Consider the following 19476-nt stretch of genomic DNA (forward strand, 5'->3'; position numbering starts at 1 on the left):
CCCCCACGCACATGCGGTCAGTCTTCACCATCCGCAACCCGCGCTTCCAGCACGTCAAACGGCACGCCCGGCTCATTTTTCGCATTGCGGATCACCAGCGACGTCTTAACGCTCGCCACATTCTCGGCCGCCGTCAGCTCTTCAGTCAGAAAGGCCTGGAAGCTGGACAGATCCGGCGCCACGCATTTCAGGATGAAGTCAATCTCACCGTTCAACATGTGACACTCCCGCACCAGTGGCCAGGAGTTGCAGGCCGCCTCGAAAGCGCTCAGATCTTTCTCAGCCTGGCTGCGCAAAGACACCATGGCAAAGACCTGCACCTCAAAGCCCAGCTCCCGCGCATTCACCCGCGCATGGTAGTCTGTGATGAAGCCGGTCTCTTCCAGTGCGCGGACACGGCGCAGGCAGGGCGGGGCGGAAATGCCAACGCGGCGCGACAATTCAACATTGGTCATGCGCCCATCGGCCTGCAATTCGGCGAGGATCTTGCGGTCGATCGGATCAAGCTTTGTGCTCGGCATCTGGCTCTAAGGTCCTTTTTCGAAAGTTAGGGGAGTCTCTAAGGTTTGAGCAAGAATATTTCAAGACTCGGACCGATTTTTTCGCGCCTCGGCAATTATCGACCGCTTGCTTGACACCTCGTTGCGAGACACGACATTGAGGGGAAGCTGCAAAGTAAACGAGTCAGGAATAAGGGGCCGCATATGTCGCGTGCAGAGGAAATTCGCAACTCCATAATTGCATCCTTCCGCGCAGGTGAGCAGCGCGAAGCGCCCTACCGTCACTGGCTGATCGACAATGTGCTGCCAGCGGATGTCGCGGCCGAAGTCGCGGAACTGCCCTATGAAGCCCCCGCGCTAGAGATTGAGGGCGGCACGCGTGAGGCCAACAACAAGACCCGCAAGTACTTCGACGCGGACAGCATCGCGAAATATGACGTCGCCGCAGATGTCGCCACGGCCCTGCAATCGCCAGAGATGATTGCTGCGGTTGAAGACATTTTCGAAACCGACCTGACCGACACATATTTGCGCATCGAATATGCTCAGGACACGCAGGGGTTCTGGCTGCAGCCACATACCGATATCGGCGTGAAGAAATTCACCTTCCTGCTCTACCTGTCAGAGGGCGAAGGGCATGAGAAACTGGGAACGGATATCTACGCGGATGCCGACACTCACGTTGGGGCCTCTCCTTTCGCGCGGAATGCGGCCATGATCTTTGTGCCTGCCGACAACACATGGCATGGCTTTGAACCGCGTGAGATCAAGGGCGTGCGAAAGTCGCTGATCGTCAACTACGTGACGAAAGACTGGCGCGCGGTCGAACAGCTCGCCTTCCCTGGCGAATTCGTCAAGACCGCGGCCTGACGCCTTCACCAAGACTGTATCAGTGCGCCGCGATCCGGCGCCTGATCTCCTCTGCAATCTCGGCAGAGGCGTCTACTGCGGATGCCTGAAAGTCTTCGCCTCCATCGCGCAAATCCCGCAAAGCGCCCCGCTCTGCCATCCGGTCCAGAAACCGGTCGAGCTTGCGGGACAGACCCTTCGGCCGGAACACATGCAGCGGCACACCAAACATCGAGGCTTCTGATACCATGTTATGACTGTCGCCGGTTACGATCAGGCGGTCGGCATTTGTCAGGATATCGAGATACGGATTCTCCCCACTGCCATCCCAGTGCCACTGGCCCGGCAGGGCCGAGGCAACAGCCTCGCGCAATGCGTCAGGTGTTCTCCGTGACGGCACAACAACCGCAGTACCTGCCCCAATCGCCGCGCAGATCGCCTCGGCTGCGCGCAGGCTCTCGGCGCTTTCATATTTCACGGTGCCGGTGCGGCCGCCCAATATGACACCTGTCAGCGGGCGCGGTAGTGCGCCAAATCGGTCCTGCCCACGTGCGCGGGCTTCGGCCAGGACATCCGGTGTGAAGGGATGTGGCCCAGTATCGGTGCTCATCACCCGCGCCCCGCTCAACCCGTCATGAACGGGCGCCCAGATCATATCGAGCTCGACAGGTTGGATGCGCGGGTCCTTCAAGAAAACGGTGAATGTCCCCGGCGACGCCCGCTTGACCGCCCGAATATAGGGCACGGTGCGCCGCCCGCTGGCGATCAGCACATCGGGAAAGGGCGGGGCGATGGGGCTGTCTGGCTGTCCGATCCGCTCGGCGGGCGGCACCGGTCCGCGCGGCGCAAGCCAGACCCAGGGCTTGCCGGGACTGACCACCCGCTCCGTGACCTCACCGTCCAACCGTCGCGCCACGCCACGACATTGAACAAGATCCCCGATCTTGCCATCGGTCAGTATCCAGATACGTTGTCGCTCTGCCATGGTCTCGCTCCTGCCAGTCGCCTTGTGCATACGCGATAGAACCTCGGGGGGCACGCGCCTTCTGCCCCTTTATCAAGGCGATCCGCTCCCCTATATCTCAACGCCAGCCAGAAACAGGCCCGTATCAGGAGCGTTCCATGTCAGAGACCCGTCACACCCGCCTTCTCATCATCGGATCCGGTCCCGCAGGCTATACCGCAGCGGTTTATGGCGCGCGCGCCATGTTGGAGCCTGTTCTGATTCAGGGCATTCAGCCGGGCGGTCAGCTGACCACCACGACTGAGGTGGAAAACTGGCCGGGCAATACCGAAATTCAGGGCCCCGACCTAATGGTCAACATGGAAGCCCATGCCAAGGCGATGGGCGCGGATATCGTCTCAGACTACATCACTTCCCTCGATCTCTCCCAACGCCCCTTCAAGGCCTTTGCAGATAGCGGCCTCACCTACACAACCGACGCGCTGGTCCTCGCCACCGGGGCGCAGGCGAAATGGCTGGGACTTGAGAGCGAAGAGAAGTTCAAGGGCTTTGGCGTTTCAGCCTGTGCAACCTGCGATGGCTTCTTCTATCGCGGCAAGGAAATCGTCGTGATCGGCGGCGGCAACACGGCCGTGGAAGAGGCGCTCTTCCTGACGAATTTCGCCTCGAAGGTCACACTGATCCACCGCCGGGATGAGTTGCGGGCAGAGAAGATCCTGCAACACCGTCTGGAGAAGAACGAAAAGATCGAGATGCTCTGGAACCACCAGCTTGAAGAAGTGCTGGGCGACGACATGCCGCTGGGGGTCACCGGTATCAAGGCAAAGAGCACTATCGACGGCTCGATCACAGAGATCCCGTGCGCCGGTGTCTTCGTCGCTATCGGCCATGCCCCGGCCTCGGAACTGGTCAAGGACGTGCTCGAAACCCACAATGGCGGCTACGTGAAGACTGCACCTGACAGCACAGCCACCTCGATCCCCGGCGTGTTCGCAGCGGGCGACCTGACCGACCACATCTACCGTCAGGCCGTGACCAGCGCAGGTATGGGCTGCATGGCAGCACTTGAGGCGGAGAAATTCCTGGCCGAGCAAGAGGGCGACGACGTCTCCAAACCCCTCGGCTATGGCGCAGAGGTCGCCTGATCCGAAAAAGGGGAGCCCGCGCGCTCCCCTTTCTTTATCCCCCAAATATCCCCGCCGGAGGCGTCAGCCCCGCTCCAACAAACGCAGCACCCTCAACCAGCGCCCGAAGGCCGCAATGACGGCAACTGCAAATCCGCGCCATCCGGCACGCCAGTGCCCGCGTGTCAGCCAGATCTTCAGAACCTGAAGTGGAAATTCCAGCCAAAGCCGGATCAGCAATTGCCAACGCGGCTTTCGCTTCGCGGCCTCCGCCTGAAACGCCGCTGATCGCACGACCTTCTCGGCGAAGTCTCCATATGTCAGGATCGAAAAATGCCACATCGGCGCGTTGAGCTGGTGCACATTGGTCCCCGGCTCGGCATGAACCCGGTCGAATAGCGGATGGTCGGAAAACCGTGCGGCATCCAAATGATATAGCCGGATCACATTGTAGTCGAGCACCTGCCCGCGCGGCGCCTCATCACCGGGATAAACCAGATATTGCCGTGTCTTGTAACTCGCCGGTTCCGGTGCACCCTCCGCAAACAAGGCGGAGATCTCCTCCCGCAATTCCGGCGTGACCAGATCATCTGCATCGAGGTTCAGAACCCAGCGGTTGCGGCACGCCTCTTCACCATGCCGCTTCTGCTCTCCAAATCCGGTCCAGTCACGGTGCAACACGCGCGCGCCAGCGTCGCGCGCGATCTCCAGCGTGCGGTCCGTGCTACCAGAGTCCACGATCACCAGATCGTCGACCCAACCTTCAATCGCAGCCAGCGTGCGCGGCAGGCGGGCCTCCTCATTCTTGGTGATAATGAAGATCGACAAGGGAAGTCGTGTCATCGTCGCCTGCTCCGCTACAGTGAGCGCACCCTAGACAAGCCAGAGTGCCGCGACAATCGCGGGATGATCCTCCAAGCATTCAGCCGTTTATGGATCAACAACGCTGCCATTTCATCCTTTGCACCACTGCCATTCCTACTCTGCATATCAGATGATCACTGCATCCTTTTCTCTCAGGACATGTTGAGTTTTCGCACACAACGCGTCATCAACCGGCAAGCGTTCCGAACTTCAAAGGCAGATGTCCGATGCAACCGCAATCCCACGCCCCAATCCCCGAGCTCTTCGTCAGCTATGATAGTGCTCAGAAACTCAAGCAGGAGGCCGCAGGGCTGCCCTCATGGGATCTGACACCGCGCCAGGTTTGCGATCTGGAGCTCTTAATGAATGGCGGCTTCAATCCGCTGAAGGGGTTCCTGAGTGAACAAGACTATGACAGCGTGGTCGAGAATATGCGCCTCGCGGATGGTTCGCTCTGGCCCATGCCGATCACGCTGGACGTGTCCGAAAAATTCGCAGGCAGCATCGAGGAAGGCCAGGATATCGCCCTGCGCGACCCAGAGGGTGTGATCCTCGCCATCCTCTCTGTCACCGACAAGTGGGCCCCGAACAAGTCGCGCGAAGCCGAAAAGGTCTTTGGCGCGGATGACGTCGCGCATCCGGCGGTGAACTATCTGCACAACCACGCCGGTGCGATCTATCTGGGCGGCCCGATCACCGGCATTCAGCAGCCGGTGCACTATGACTACCGCGCCCGTCGCGATACGCCCAATGAGCTGCGCGCCTTCTTCCGCAAGATGGGCTGGCAGCGCATTGTGGCCTTCCAGACCCGCAACCCGCTGCACCGCGCGCATCAGGAACTGACCTTCCGCGCCGCGAAGGAAGCGCAGGCGAACCTCCTGATCCACCCGATCGTGGGCATGACCAAGCCGGGCGACATCGACCACTTCACCCGTGTCCGCTGCTACGAGGCGGTGCTGGACAAATACCCGGCCTCCACCACGAACCTGAGCCTGCTCAACCTCGCCATGCGCATGGCTGGCCCGCGTGAGGCTGTGTGGCACGGCATCATCCGCAAGAACCACGGCTGCACCCACTTTATTGTCGGCCGCGATCACGCGGGGCCGGGCAAGAACTCCGCCGGTGAAGATTTCTACGGCCCCTATGACGCGCAAGACCTCTTCAAGGCGCATCAGGAGGAAATCGGCATCGAAATGGTCGATTTCAAACACATGGTCTGGGTTCAGGAGCGGGCCGAGTACATGCCGGTCAATGAGGTGCCAGAGGGCGCGACCGTCCTCAACATCTCCGGCACCGAACTTCGCCGCCGCCTTCAGGAGGGGCTGGATATCCCCGAATGGTTCTCGTTCCCTGAAGTGGTCGAGGAACTGCGCCGCACCAAGCCTCCGCGCTCCAAGCAGGGCTTCACCCTGTTCCTGACGGGCCTCTCTGGGTCGGGCAAATCCACCATCGCGAACGCCGTCATGGTCAAGTTGATGGAGATGGGCGGCCGCCCGGTGACGTTGCTCGACGGCGATCTGGTGCGCAAAAACCTCTCTTCCGAGCTTGGCTTCTCAAAGGAGCACCGGGATCTCAACATCCGCCGTATCGGCTATGTCGCATCCGAAATCACCAAGAACGGCGGCATCGCAATTTGCGCGCCCATCGCGCCCTACACCGCGACCCGCCGCGCCGTCCGCGAAGACATCGAAGCGTTCGGCGCCTTCATCGAAGTGCATGTCGCAACCTCACTGGAAGAGTGCGAGCGGCGCGACCGCAAGGGCCTCTACAAACTGGCGCGTGAAGGGAAGATCAAGGAGTTCACCGGCATCTCCGATCCCTACGAAGCCCCGACACAGGCCGAACTGGTCCTCGACACCGAAGGCACCGATGTCGACTACTGCGCTCAGCAGGTCATCCTCAAACTGGAGAGCCTCGGCCTGATCGCGGCCTGATCCGGTCCACTCACCCAAAAAAAGAAAGCCCCGGCAACGACCGGGGCTTTTTCATGTCTGCACTGTTTTACGCTCTCAGTGAACGCTTACCGGTGCCATCTCGTTTTGGCGCGCGACCGTGAAGGCGAGGCGGCGATCACCGACCAGAGCCAGCCTTTGGCCCTCTGCATTGTGGATCGCGTAGAGCGTCTCAGCATCGGTCTGGTCGCGCACGTCCTGCGGCAGGTCCGCTGCCGCGACGGAACGTACGTAGACGATATTGCTCTCAGGCGCAGCGCCGGGCTTTTGATAAGTGGGATGTTCTGTCATTTTCCGCCGTCCTTTCTGATCGCAATCGTCTGGACAACCCGCTCCGGCACCTCGCGCGCCAGTTCGATATCCAGAAGACCATGTTCCAATCGTGCACCGCGCACCTCGACCCCATCTGCGAGAACGAAGGAACGGCTGAATTGCCGCGTCGCAATACCTCTATGGAGGAATACGCGCCCCTCATTGGTTTCGTTCCGTCGTCCCCGGATCATCAGTTGCCGATCTTCCAGCGTGATCGCCAGATCATCCTCGGCAAAACCGGCCACGGCCAGGGTAATGCGATAGGCATGCTCATCGAGCTGCTCGATATTGTAAGGGGGGTAGCTGTCAGAGCCTGCCTTCGCAGTCCGCTCTACCAGCCGGTCCAGCTCTTCAAATCCCAGTAGGAAGGGATGAGAGCCAAAAGAATGGCGTGTCATCGTGTCATGTCCTCGGTTCACAAGCGACAAAAGGCGTAGCCCCGCAACCGGCGGCCACTCAATAAATATGGGGAGCCTTGCGCCCCGGCACAAGTGACACAACGCGACGTGACGTCAGCAGACGACGGGGGGTCTTCCGCGCTACCCTTAACGAAAAGCGATTCTGGGAGGGATCAACATGCGCGAAGCCGTCATCGTCTCCAGCGCGCGCTCTGGCCTGACAAAGGCCGGACGCGGAGAGTTCAACAACACGACCGGCGCAACGCTTGGTGGGCATGTGATTGCCGAAACGGTCAGCCGGTCCGGCATTGACCCCGCCCGGATCGAGGACTGCCTGATCGGCTGCGCCTACCCGCAGGGCACAACGGGCGGCAACATCGCACGTCAGATTGTGATCCGGGCGGGTCTACCCGTCAGCATCGCCGGGGCGACGGTCAACCGCTTCTGCTCTTCGGGTTTGCAGACCGTTGCCATGGCCGCAAACTCCATCGTGAACGAAGGGTGCGAGGCCGTTGTCGCGGGCGGGATCGAGATGGTCTCCCAAATCGGGAACGCGCGCGCCGGCAAGCTGGATCAGGACCCATGGTTGCTGGAGCATAAGCCAGAGATCTTCCTGCCCATGATCGACACCGCAGATATTGTGGCCCAGCGCTATGGCGTCAGTCGCGAACGGCAAGACGAATACGGCCTGCGCTCCCAGCAGCTTTACGCCGCAGCGGTCGAGGCCGGGAAGTTCGATGAAGAGATCATGTCCATCAACACAGAAATGATGGTGCAGGATCGCGAAACAAAGGAAATCAGCATGCACGCGGTCACCGTTGATCGTGATACATGCAACCGGCCGCAAACCACACTGGACGGGCTCGCCGCGCTCCAGCCTGTGCGCGGCGAGGGCAACTTCATCACCGCCGGAAACGCCTCGCAACTCTCTGACGGCGCCGCTGGCGTCATGTTGATGGAGGCGGAGGCCGCAAAAGCGGACGGGATCGAGGCACTCGCCACCTTCCGTGGTTTTGCGGTCGCGGGCTGCGAACCCAACGAAATGGGCATCGGCCCGATCTATGCCGTGCCCAAACTGCTGGAGCGCGCAGGGATGACTGTTGACGATATCGACCTGTGGGAATTGAACGAGGCCTTCGCCAGCCAGGTGCTCTACTCCGCCGACACGCTTGGGATCGACTATGACAAGCTGAACGTGAACGGCGGCTCCATCGCCATCGGCCACCCGTTCGGCATGACCGGCGCGCGTCAGGTCGGCCACATCATTCGCGAGGGCAAACGACGCGGCGCAAAATGGGGCGTCGTGACCATGTGCATCGGCGGCGGCCAGGGTGCCGCGGGCCTGATCGAGATTCACTGAGGGAGCCGGGCATGAACCTGAACTTCACCCCCGAACAAGAGGCTTTCCGCGCCGAGGTGCAGGAATGGCTGGCCGACAACCTGTCCGCCCGCCTGGCGGACAAGGTGCGCACCTCCAAGCATCTGACCAAGCAGGACATGGAAGAATGGCATGCAAAGCTGAACGCTAAAGGCTGGCTCGCCAACCATTGGCCCGTCGAGCATGGCGGCCCCGGTTGGGACCCGGTGCAACGGTTCATTTTCGAGCATGAATGCGCGCTGGCCCACGCCCCACGCGTCGTGCCCTTTGGCGTGAATATGCTCGGCCCCGTGCTGCTGAAATACGGGACAGATGAGCAGAAGGCGCATTACCTGCCCCGCATCCTCGACGGCACCGACTGGTGGTGTCAGGGCTATTCAGAGCCGGGCGCAGGCTCCGACCTTGCCAGCCTCAAAACGGCGGCTGTCCGCGAGGGCGACCATTATGTTGTGAATGGCCAAAAGACGTGGACCACGCTGGGCCAGCATGCCGACTGGATCTTCTGCCTGGTGCGCACCTCGAAAGAGGGCAAGCCGCAGGAGGGGATTTCTTTCCTGCTGATCGACATGAACACCGCCGGCATCGAGGTTCGCCCGATCTACCTGCTCGATGGCGATCATGAGGTGAATGAGGTCTGGTTCACGGACGTGAAGGTTCCGGCCGAAAACCTTGTCGGCACTGAAAATATGGGCTGGACCATCGCGAAATACCTGCTCACTTACGAACGGACCGGGATCGCGGGTGTCGGCTTCTCCACCGCAGCTCTTGCAGAGCTGAAGCGCGTCGTCGCCCAGACCGAGAAGGCCGATGATCCGCTCTTCGCGGCCCGGGTCGCCAAAGTCGACATTGCGCTGGAAAACATGAAGACGACGAACCTGCGCGTGCTCGCCGCCGCAGCAGGTGGCGGCGCGCCGGGGGCGGAAAGCTCGATCCTAAAGGTCAAGGGCACCGAAATCCGACAAGAGATCAACGCGCTCTTCCTGCGCGCGATGGGTCCGCAAGCGCAGCCCTTCATCTCCGAGGCGCTTGAGGACGGGTTCAACGGGCCCGAAACCGGCCCTGATGGCGCGGCCTATGCCGCAAAGGATTACTTCAACAATCGCAAGCTCTCGATCTTTGGCGGTTCGAACGAGATCCAGAAGAATATCGTCAGCAAGGCGATGCTGGGCATGTAGCCACACGCCCTGCCCCGGACGTGATCCGGGGCCGCGCTGCAAAACCGATCCCGGACCTGATCCGGGAAATGCCAAGACAAAGACCGCGCCGCGACAGGAGCACCACCATGGATTTCACGCCCACCGATGACCGCCGGATGCTGGCCGACACACTGAATCGGTTTCTGACTGATCGGTATGACCATGACACCCGCATGAAAATCGCAGGGTCCGAGATCGGGTGGTCCGCCGAGTTATGGGCCGAAATGGCGGAACTTGGCCTGATCGGCGCGCTTTTCGCGGAAGATGAGGGTGGATTTGGAGGCCACGGCTTTGACATTGCGCTGATCTTCGAAGGGCTGGGACGCGCCCTCGTTGTAGAGCCGTTTCACGGCGCCCTCGCCGCACGCGCCCTTCCCGCCGATCAGCGTGAAGAGGTCATTGCGGGAGCATTGATCCCCGCATTCGCCCATTCCGAACCCGGAACAAGCTTCGCCCAAGACCGTCTGCGGACAACCGTGACGGACGGCAAGCTTTCAGGAACCAAGGTCGCCGTCGCACAGGCAGAAGCGGCGCATATCTTCATCGTGTCAGCGCAAGACTCCGACGGCCCTGCGCTCTTCATGGTAAATGCCGAACATGCAAACCTAACCGCCTACCCGCTTTTCGACGGCGGACGCGGCGCCGATGTTACATTCGATGACGCGCCCGCAACGCGGTTGTCCGCGCCACTCGACACTGTGCTCAACCGTGCGCTTCTCGCGCTCTCCGCCGAAGCGCTCGGCATCATGGAGCGCTGCAAGGACACAACTGTCGACTACCTGAAAACCCGTCGCCAGTTCGGCATTCCCCTTTCCAAATTTCAGGCCCTGCAACACCGGGCCGTCGATATGGTCACGGAAATCGAGCAAACCCGGTCCGCTGTCATCAATGCGGCCCATCACCTAGGCGGACCTGGCGCATCCAAATACGCCGCCGCCGCCAAGTACACGGCCGCCGCGACCGGGCGTATGATCTCGGAAGAGGCCATTCAATTACATGGTGGGATCGCCATGACCTGGGAATATGACCTCGCCCATGCGGCCAAGCGGCTGACCATGACAGCCCAGATCATGGGGGACGAAGACGTCCACCTGCGCCGGTTCCCAGCACTTTGACTTAGATGTGGACCTGACCTGATCGGCAATTTCTTGCGCGTCAAAGAGCCTTGTTAACACTTTGCGCCGCATTCTGCGGTTCACACAAACGGTGTACGGGTTGTGCACAGGTTGTGTACGGGCTGTGTACGGCCTAGTTTCGGTTAACAGACGCTCCGTTCGAGGTCGGAATATGTTCAATTCTCTCGCAGGTCGGGTCATTGCCCTGACGATCATCTTCGTGATGATTGCGGAAGTTTTGATCTTCGTTCCAACCGTTGCACGCTTTCGCGCCGACTATATGCAGGAACGGTTGGAGCGGGCACAGATCGCCTCGCTCGCACTGCTCGCCACCCCGAATGACATGGTCGCTCCCGCCTTGGAGGCAGAGCTTCTGGCCAATGCCGGCGTGTCCAATATCGTGTTACGCCGCGATTCCATGCGCGAGCTGGTCTTGGCCTCCCCGATGCCGCAACCCATTGGCGCAACGTATGATTTGCGCGATGCCGGGCCCTTTGAACTGATCGGCGATGCGCTCATGCTGCTGGCGTCGCCCACACAGGGTATGGTCCGAGCGATTGGCGAACCGGTGCAGGGCGGCGGCGTCGCGATCGAGATCACTCTGCCCGAAGCGCCCATGCGCGATGCGCTGATCCTCTACGGTCTGCGGATCCTGGCTCTGTCGCTGTTGATTTCCGTAATCACCGCAGCGCTTCTACTGATCGCCGTCAATCGCTTCATCGGGCGGCCGATCAAGCGCGTCATCGGTAACATGATGGAATTCAGGGAAGATTTCGAGAATCCCGAACGGATTATCCGCCCTGAATCCACGCTCCGCGAATTCCGCGCGGCCGAAGAGGCGATGTCCGAAATGCAGACAAAGCTGATCAGTGCCTTGCGCCAGAAAGACCGTCTGGCCGCTCTCGGTCAGGCCGTCGCAAAGATCAGCCATGATCTGCGCAATATGCTCACGACGGCCAGCCTGCTCGCGGATCGGATCGAGCGCAGCGAAGACCCCGCTGTGCGCCGCACCGCACCCAAGCTGCTCGGCTCCCTGAACCGTGCCGTTAATCTTTGCGAAAGCACTCTGGCATATGGACGTGTGGAAGAGCCGCAGCCGGAGAAACGATTTGTCGATGCGCACAGTCTCGTCGCGGACGTGTTCGAGGCAGAGTCACTCTCAAATCCCGACTGTCCCGTTAAATTCGTCAACGACGTTCCAGAAGAGGCGATGATCGAGGCGGATCCAGAGCAGCTCTACCGCGTGCTGCTCAATCTGGTCCGCAACGCACGTCAGGCTATGGAGACCCGGGCCGATCCTGGCCACATCACCATCAGCCTGCCACCGGACACGGCAGAGACGACGATCCGCGTCACCGATACTGGCCCTGGCCTGCCCCTCAAGGCTGTCGAGCATCTGTTCAAGCCGTTTCAGGGCAGTCAGCGCCGGGGTGGCACCGGTCTCGGGCTCGCGATTTCGGCGGAATTGATCCGAAACCATGGTGGAAGGCTCGATTTGGTGGACACATCGCCCGAGGGCACGATCTTCAGCATCACACTGCCAAATGAGCGTCGGGATTGGCTGAAAACCGGCGCGATCGAGCCAGCAACGACACCAACCCGCACCGCCTAGAAATTCATCCCAAATCCATGCGTTTCGCCCTTGCAAACCCCGACGCCGGGCGATACTTAGCCCCCACTGCGGACCGATAGCTCAGCTGGATAGAGTACCTGACTACGAATCAGGGGGTCGGGGGTTCGAATCCTCCTCGGTCCGCCACGTGCCCCTTGTCGAGAGTCGAGCAAACCTTCCTTTGTGGTGCTCGAACTACCATTCTCGACGGCTCTACCCTCTCCGCGCGTCTTATTCCCGAGGCCTCAAACAGCGCTGTCGCAGCTGCTGAAACGCACTGATCGGCCAAGCCCGGAGGCTCATTCGGCAACTTGTATCTGACGGTCATGAGGCACCCCTCTGGTCGCTGGTTTTGAGCGAAGCCCCTTGGGGCGCTCGTCTCTAAAGCCTTCTCCTGGCGAGGGTTGGGGGTACCAAGTGCAACACTATTCCACAGGGACTTGGTGCGGCGCGCAGCCCTTGGGCGAGGACACGGCCCTGTCTAATCGCGTTGCGCGCGCGTGGGGACGACGTCCCCTAGCTCTTCATGAAGAAGGAGGAATGCTCGCCGCAGACGGCGAGCTCAGTTCGCAGTGCGTCGGGGTTCGGAACCTGGAACCGGTGGGCGGGAAGGAGACATTCGCTGCACGTGCATTTCTGTCCTACCCTTGGCCAAAAGCGGACGTTACAAGGATAATCCAAGTATCTTCACAAGCCGTTGAATGCGTCTGTTGCAACAGTTCCCAAAAACAGAACTGACGGCGTCACGTCGCGTTCGCATTTTTGGATAATCAGGCTAAGGTGTTTACGAATGGGGGAAGACAGTCGTGGCAACCGCAAAGCAACTCATAGGACTCTTGAAGAGTCACGTTGAGGGGAACGAAGAACGATTCTTCGATCTCGCGCTTCAGCTTGCCTCTGCGGAAGAGCAGAAGGGTCACACCAGGCTGGCCGAGCAGCTGCGCCAGTGGGTGGAGGCCGGACAGCAGCCCCAGCCGAAATCAACTTCTCCCACACCTATCGCAAAGCCTCGTGGTGAACTCGGTGCGATCATTGGCACCGCATACCCAGAAACAAGGCTAAACGATCTGATCCTGCCAGATGCTGTCGCGTCCGAGCTAGAACAACTGGTCACAGAGTTCCGCAAACGGGATATGCTTGAAAAGCACGGGCTGTCACCTCGGCAGCGTGTTCTCTTGGCAGGCCCTCCTGGCACCGGAAAGACGATGAGTGCTTCTGCCCTGGCAGGTGAGTTGAAGCTGCCACTGTATTCGGTTCTGCTTCATGGTTTGATTTCCAAGTTCATGGGCGAGACTGCATCCAAACTAAACGCGATCTTTGAAGCCGTCAGGACGCAGCGTGGTGTCTACCTGTTTGATGAAATCGATGCCCTGGCCGCTGCTAGAGATAGTGACAACGATGTTGGTGAAGCCCGACGCACGTTGAACTCATTCCTCCAGTTTATGGAGGAAGATACCGGCCCCTCTTTGATCATTGCGACCACGAACCTGCCACGCATTTTAGATAAGGCAATCCTGCGTAGGTTCGACCTAGTGCTGAAGTATGATCTGCCAACAGCAGACGCTATGCAAAAGGCCATGTCCCGACGTTTGATCGGGTTTGATTTATCAGAAGTAATCTGGGACGATGTGGTTGAGCGGGCTCAGGGTCTTTCATCCTCTGATGTTATTCAGGCCGCTATGGATGCAGCCCGACGAGCCGTATTAGGCTCGAAAATGAGCATATCGTCGGACGACCTTCTACTTTCAATTGGCCGCCGACGCGACTTACAGGCGTTGGGTGTAAATAATGGCGGATCGAGTTCTTCCTCACATCGTTCTTAACGGTGTCTCTTCAGTTAAAGAGTTCAAAGGTCGGAGCGGGGGTGGAAATCCTAGACCATCCCCAGTCCAAAATCGCCAAGCCCACGCCCAACGCCTAGTGATGGCACTGGACACCATTCCGGTCGTTGAAACTGCCAAATCCACCTACATCGCTGTCGAAGGCCGTTCTGGCGAACCCCTGATCGCAGAAAAATTCAACGTAAGCGGATTGTCACTACTTTCCACGCAGGATGCCGACATCGACCAGCAGATTGCTGGACGTGCTATAGTTAAAGCAAATCGTGCCAATGGCGGGATCAGCAATCTCAAAGGTAAGCTAAACCAGTTCGCCGGGGAGCTTCGGCCACCAAACAGGAAAGGGGTAAGGAATCCCTACAATGCCGATCTGGCAAACAGTGTGAACCTGTTTGCTGAGATCGAACTTCGGGATTTATGGCGACATCCCACGAAGCCCTTTCCACAAGCGGCTAATCCAATCGCATGGGAAGTGTGGTTGGAACCCTCTGAGGTCGATGATTTCGTGGCCACGGCTGTTCAAGAAGGTATGACTGTATATCCTGACCGTCTTGAGTTTCCTGAAGACACAGTTGTGCTGGTGGAAGGAACCACGGATCAATTGGCCACAACCACTGTTGGAACTGGCTCTGTCCGTGCCGTATCCCCACCAGGGGTGCCAATTGATTTCGTCGAGGGGCTGGAAGCCGAAGAACAGGCTGAGTGGGTTCAAGATGTCCTTGGGCGTACCCACTATGGTCCAAACGATCAGCAAACGGCGACCTATGTCACGCTATTGGACACAGGCATCACTCTCGCCCATCCCCTAATTCAGCCAGCATTGGTTGCCGCTGATCGTCATGCCGCTGTTCCAGGCTGGGACCTGGAAGACCTTGATGGACATGGTTCCAGGATGGCGGGGGTGGCGCTCTATGGCGATCTGAGATCGCACTTGCAAAGCACCTCAGGTATCAATGTGCCGCATCGACTTGAGTCTGCGAAGGTGATCCCAGACGCGGGGCAAAACCCGCACCATCTTCTGGGCGATCGAACGCAGAAAGCAATCAACGCTGTTGAAGTTGAACCGGATCGGCTCAGGACGTTCGCATTGGCTACAACAACAGATGCTGACACGCCGCACAGTGGTGCGCCCACGTCGTGGTCAACAGAATTGGATCAGCTTTCTGCAGGTCGTTCGGGCATCGTCAAACAGCAAAGACTCATTGTCGTCTCGGCGGGAAATCTCTCCCCTCAGCACGACGGAACCAACGATTATCTTTCAAAGTGTGACGACGATGACGAGGCGGAGCTCGAGTCTCCCGCTCAGGCATGGAACACGATTGCAGTCGGTGCGATGACAGAAAGGAATGGCGTTGGCGGACCCACGCAGGGATCCACTCTGGCGGCTCTTGGAGACTTGGCTCCGATGTCGCGCACGGCGAGCTGGACCAAGACTTGGCCAATTAAACCCGACATCGTTCTGGAAGGCGGCAACTGGTTCAACGACGGATATTCCACTACGCCGAACCAGCACTCTGATCTGATGCTGGTAACAACCAGCCGGAACTACCCAGTCCGCTCGTTCACGCACATTGCCGATACAAGTGCCGCCACCGCCTTGGCAGCCCGTGAAATAGCTATTCTGCGTTCCGCCTATCCTGATCTTTGGCCGGAAACGATCCGAGCCCTGTATGTCGGATCGGCAAGATGGACAGATCAAATGTGGTCCCATGTCGCCATCGCCGACCGGAACAGGAAGGGTGCATATGATGTCATGTTCACCCGATATGGCTACGGCCAGCCTGACCTAGAACGTGCACTCAGGAGTGCAAGCAGTGCAGTGACGCTGATCGCTGAGGACCAAATTAGACCATACGAGAACAAGGGCTCTGGGCGGAAGCTGAATGAGATGCGTCTGTTTGAGTTGCCGTGGCCGACAGATGTTTTGCGTGGAATGGTGGGGCAGAACGTGACCTTGCGCATCGCGCTCAGCACGTTCATCGAACCAAATCCGTCAGAGGTCGCCCGTGGCCGAAAGAACAGATACGCCTCACATGGGCTGCGCTTCTCGTTGAAGGGTGCGGATGAGGATGTCGAAGCGTTCACCCGTCGCGTTGGACGAACCGCCGTTGATGACCTCCAGGACGACAATGGGCCGGACAGCGGCGAATGGGATTTCGGCTACAATCGTCGCAGCGTCGGATCGATGCACATTGATACACTGACCATCGCGGCAAGTGACTTGGCCCAACGGGGTGTCATTGCTGTCTACCCCGTTGGAGGCTGGTGGAAAGAGAACCGCAAAGTGGCCCCCGAGCGGTGCGTCGCGCGGTTCTCATTGGTAGTTGAGATTAATGCCGACGAGGCGGAAGTGGATCTATATGCTGAAGTCCAACAGAAAGTGGCGCCGCAAGCTGCAATTGTAGTTTGACGGTTTTTCGAAGCTTGACTAGTTTTTCCGCTTCAAAGCTTGTCAGTCAAAGTCTGCTTTGGTGAAGCTGCAATGCAGCGTCGATGACCGAGACGAATGTCGGGTATGGGCCGGCATGTGTTGAGAAATAAAGCGATGTAGCTGAAGCTTGGTGCCACCAGCTTTGATTTACGCAGCACGTTGGGCCAGGCTTGATAATATCTTAGCTAGTCCTGTAATAATTCACGGTGGATACGAACTTGCAATATTGCCGACAATATTGGCTTAGTCTAATTACTAGGTTAATGTAAGACGCGATTATTCATACAAATTTTCTGTTCGGGCTACTTTGGCGCGTTTTGGCTCAAAGGTCGCCCGTACTTGTACCTGAAGGCTCAAACTCCGCATTGGAGGTAAGGCAGTCTCCCGAAAGCGCGTCAAAAAATATCTCATCTGCAGAATTTAGTATTGCCTCGTATGGAACGTTCCAATACAAATTATGGAACGTTCCAATTCCTCTAATGCAATTGGGGCAACCGGAGAAAGAGAGTGACATGAGGCATAGACCTGAGTGGGCAAATTTTCGCTCTTGATGATGTTGGAGTGCGCCGAAAGTCATTTGTGGCCAGGCTTTTGGTGGCGGACAAAAGTTACAGAGTGTCTTGGTTCGTTAGCTCACCGCCATGCCGATAAATTAATTGCGGCAAATTGCGGTGATTACGTCATCGCAGGGTAAAGTAGTGTCGAGCCTGTCAGTGAAGCTGCTGCATACGAACTCATCCAGGTTAAGGAAATTATTACATAAACCCAGAGTACTCGCTGCCGTTCGGCCAAACTTGTGCGCTTACATTGCCGCAAACCGCTACTTCGCGGGCGGCCTCGTGGAGGGATCATTCAAAGACTAACCCAGGGTTGGCCGGGATGCGGCGGCAACCGCTCCCGGCCATGTTGAGATGGAAAAACCATCGGTTTCCAGAGCCGATCCCAACGTGAGAGGAAAATCACAAATGAAGACAATTGCCAACATCGCGACACTCGCGATTTGTTTCTCTGCTGCTCAGGCACATGCGGAAAATGATGTCGAAGTCATGCATTTCTGGACGTCCGGCGGTGAAGCCGCAGCGCTTAGCGTCATCCGGGACAGGGTGGTTGTCGCCGGGATTTTCTGGGAAGACACTCCGATCGTCGGCGGCGGCGGGGATCAGGCCAGAACCGCGTTGCAAGCGCGAATTGCGGAGGGCAACCCACCGTCTGCAATGCTGATGCTAGGCCAAAACATTATCAATTGGGCTGATGAAGGATTACTGGGTGAGGTAAATGCCGTCGCTGAAACGGAAGGATGGGACGCTGTGCTCTCTCAAGCCGTTATGGACTTCAGTAAAATCAACGGAAATTATGTCGCTGCTCCGACCAACGTGCATCGCACCGATATGATCTGGGCGTCGCGTGAAGCCTTTGACGCGATTGGGGCGAATTACCCCACCACATGGGAGGAGTTTAACGCCCTGGCACCGCGCTTCATCGAGGCGGGTATCGTGCCGATCGCCCACGGCGGACAGGCTTGGCAAGAAGCCTATATGTTCGAAGCCCTGGTGCTCGGCGTCGGTGGTCCGGACTTTTACCGTGACGCGCTAGTCGAGTTGAACCCCGATGCGCTGAGCTCGGAAACCATGCAATCCGTCTTTGCACAGATGGCTGAAATACGCGGCATGGTCGATGACGACTTCGCTGGCCGCGACTGGGACGTCGCCACCTCAATGGTCATCAACGGCGAAGCCGCAATGCAGATCATGGGTGATTGGGCCAAAGGTGAATTCACAAACGCGGGTCAACGGCCTGGCCAACATTACGCCTGCATTCCCATCCCCACTGCTGGAGATGAAGGATTTATCTACACCGTGAACTCGCTCAGCTTCTTTGCCCAGCCGGACGCAGATGCTGCAGACACACAAGCGATCCTGGCTACAGTGATAATGGACCCGGAGGTTCAGGTCGCATTCAGTCAGGCTAAGGGTGCCATTCCAGCGCGCACAGACTCAGACGTTTCGAGCTTGGATGAATGTGGTCAAGCGAACGCTGCGGCTTTCTCGGCGAGTGAAATCGCCGGAACAGCCGTACCGACCTTCGCGGGCACCCACGCAGCACAAGCCAATGTGGTCGCCGCGGCATCAGAAGTGATCACCGATTTCTTTAACAGCGATATGTCCCCGGAAGACGCAACCGGGCAGCTTGCTGAGGCAGTCGAACTTGCCTTAGGACAAATCTGAGTGAACGTGCCCCTTGCGCGGCTGGTAATCGTTACATGAAGCAGGCCTAACTGATGCTTGGCGGTTCAAGCTTTGGCCACTAAGTAAATATTTTCGGCTGTCACTATGTGACAGTCGGACAATTTTATTGGAAACTAGCTAAGTATTTAGCACATAGTATCAGATTGCGCCTCGATATGATCCTGCTGGACTACTTCGCGTTCAGGCGTGGCGCCTGAATTAAGCCCACAATGCATCAATCACGTAGGGTTTAGTCGGCTAGCCGAATGGGGCCTTGTGGGTGCGGTTCTTTCGCCATCAATCATTGCGGTGATAGAAAACCCATTTGCGGAACTATTTTGGCTCGTGATTTACGGTGCCCTTGCTGATGAAACCCAGTTAAACCTTCGACAGAACTGAGTATGCCACCGTTAAACCAAAATTCACGGCGGCGCACATTCAATAGAAGAACTGTTCGTTGTTATGCTGATTGCAATATCCGACACCATAGCCAAATTTAGCGACGCACAGGATTAGATCGGATCACAGAAAAGGCCCCTAGCGCTCAAGCTGGCCCTAAGCGCTAGGGGTGATGCCACCCATCCGGGAAGGACGATGGGTGACTAGCTGATCGGAGCACGCCTTCGCGATCAAAAGTTTCGACGTAGTCTCCCACAAGACTGTCGAACGCTTCGTCAGCTATGTCATTGCACGCCAACTCAGAAGCGTCTGTGATCGG

Annotated in this window: 15 protein-coding genes and 1 tRNA gene; 11 read left to right on the forward strand and 5 right to left on the reverse strand. The window is 58.3% G+C overall.

The genetic code is table 11. The features are described from left to right. Positions 1-17 precede the first annotated feature (17 nt). Complete coding sequence (locus POI8812_RS13865; protein ID WP_108783166.1) at positions 18-521, reverse strand: Lrp/AsnC family transcriptional regulator; 504 nt, start codon at positions 519-521, stop codon at positions 18-20. 183 nt (positions 522-704) lie between these two features. On the opposite strand from POI8812_RS13865, the gene POI8812_RS13870 reads away from it, so the two are divergent. After that, the gene (locus POI8812_RS13870) at positions 705-1370 is read left to right on the forward strand and encodes a 2OG-Fe(II) oxygenase (protein ID WP_108783167.1); all 666 of its coding nucleotides are present in this window, start codon (positions 705-707) and stop codon (positions 1368-1370) included. Positions 1371-1389: 19 nt separating this feature from the next. Here the strand turns inward: POI8812_RS13870 and POI8812_RS13875 are convergent, their stop codons facing one another. After that, entirely contained in the window at positions 1390-2334 is a 945-nt protein-coding gene (locus POI8812_RS13875; protein WP_162844917.1) for a mitochondrial fission ELM1 family protein, read from the reverse strand. A 137-nt stretch (positions 2335-2471) separates the two neighbouring features. Between POI8812_RS13875 and trxB the strand changes: the two genes are divergently transcribed. Continuing rightward, the gene (trxB, locus tag POI8812_RS13880) at positions 2472-3458 is read left to right on the forward strand and encodes a thioredoxin-disulfide reductase (RefSeq protein ID WP_108783169.1); all 987 of its coding nucleotides are present in this window, start codon (positions 2472-2474) and stop codon (positions 3456-3458) included. Between the two features lie 63 nt (positions 3459-3521). On the opposite strand, the gene POI8812_RS13885 is transcribed toward trxB, so the two are convergent. Then, positions 3522-4280, reverse strand: coding sequence for a glycosyltransferase family 2 protein (locus tag POI8812_RS13885; RefSeq protein ID WP_108783170.1), 759 nt, complete (start codon positions 4278-4280; stop codon positions 3522-3524). 248 nt (positions 4281-4528) lie between these two features. Between POI8812_RS13885 and POI8812_RS13890 the strand changes: the two genes are divergently transcribed. Then, the gene (locus tag POI8812_RS13890) at positions 4529-6235 is read left to right on the forward strand and encodes a bifunctional sulfate adenylyltransferase/adenylylsulfate kinase (RefSeq protein ID WP_108783171.1); all 1707 of its coding nucleotides are present in this window, start codon (positions 4529-4531) and stop codon (positions 6233-6235) included. 75 nt (positions 6236-6310) lie between these two features. On the opposite strand, the gene POI8812_RS13895 is transcribed toward POI8812_RS13890, so the two are convergent. Both POI8812_RS13895 and POI8812_RS13900 read right to left on the reverse strand, forming a co-directional pair. Beyond that, positions 6311-6544: a DUF1150 family protein gene (locus POI8812_RS13895; protein ID WP_108783172.1), complete on the reverse strand. Its 234-nt coding sequence runs from the start codon at positions 6542-6544 to the stop codon at positions 6311-6313. Next, on the reverse strand, positions 6541-6963 hold the full coding sequence (locus POI8812_RS13900) for an Hsp20 family protein (RefSeq protein ID WP_108783173.1): 423 nt from the start codon (positions 6961-6963) through the stop codon (positions 6541-6543). The genes POI8812_RS13895 and POI8812_RS13900 overlap by 4 nt, the downstream gene beginning before the upstream one ends. Before the next feature lie 178 nt (positions 6964-7141). Between POI8812_RS13900 and POI8812_RS13905 the strand changes: the two genes are divergently transcribed. The 8 genes from POI8812_RS13905 to POI8812_RS13940 all read left to right on the forward strand — a co-directional run bounded on the left by POI8812_RS13905 (position 7142) and on the right by POI8812_RS13940 (position 18758). Then, entirely contained in the window at positions 7142-8323 is a 1182-nt protein-coding gene (locus tag POI8812_RS13905) for an acetyl-CoA C-acyltransferase (protein WP_108783174.1), read from the forward strand. Between the two features lie 11 nt (positions 8324-8334). After that, entirely contained in the window at positions 8335-9516 is a 1182-nt protein-coding gene (locus tag POI8812_RS13910) for an acyl-CoA dehydrogenase family protein (protein WP_108783175.1), read from the forward strand. A 107-nt stretch (positions 9517-9623) separates the two neighbouring features. Next, entirely contained in the window at positions 9624-10652 is a 1029-nt protein-coding gene (locus POI8812_RS13915) for an acyl-CoA dehydrogenase family protein (protein ID WP_108783176.1), read from the forward strand. Between the two features lie 172 nt (positions 10653-10824). Further along, positions 10825-12264, forward strand: coding sequence for a sensor histidine kinase (locus tag POI8812_RS13920; RefSeq protein WP_108783177.1), 1440 nt, complete (start codon positions 10825-10827; stop codon positions 12262-12264). A gap of 70 nt (positions 12265-12334) precedes the next feature. Next, positions 12335-12411, forward strand: a tRNA-Arg gene (locus POI8812_RS13925). Positions 12412-13070: 659 nt separating this feature from the next. Then, positions 13071-14087 carry an AAA family ATPase gene (locus POI8812_RS13930; RefSeq protein WP_108783178.1) on the forward strand — a complete coding sequence of 339 codons (1017 nt, stop codon included), beginning with the start codon at positions 13071-13073 and terminating at the stop codon, positions 14085-14087. Between the two features lie 100 nt (positions 14088-14187). Then, on the forward strand, positions 14188-16512 hold the full coding sequence (locus POI8812_RS13935; RefSeq protein ID WP_108783179.1) for a S8 family peptidase: 2325 nt from the start codon (positions 14188-14190) through the stop codon (positions 16510-16512). A 932-nt stretch (positions 16513-17444) separates the two neighbouring features. Next, complete coding sequence (locus POI8812_RS13940) at positions 17445-18758, forward strand: ABC transporter substrate-binding protein (RefSeq protein ID WP_211310384.1); 1314 nt, start codon at positions 17445-17447, stop codon at positions 18756-18758. The last annotated feature ends 718 nt before the right edge of the window (positions 18759-19476 follow it).

It is taken from the genome of Pontivivens insulae (assembly GCF_900302495.1).
GTDB classification, from domain to species: Bacteria; Pseudomonadota; Alphaproteobacteria; order Rhodobacterales; family Rhodobacteraceae; genus Pontivivens; species Pontivivens insulae.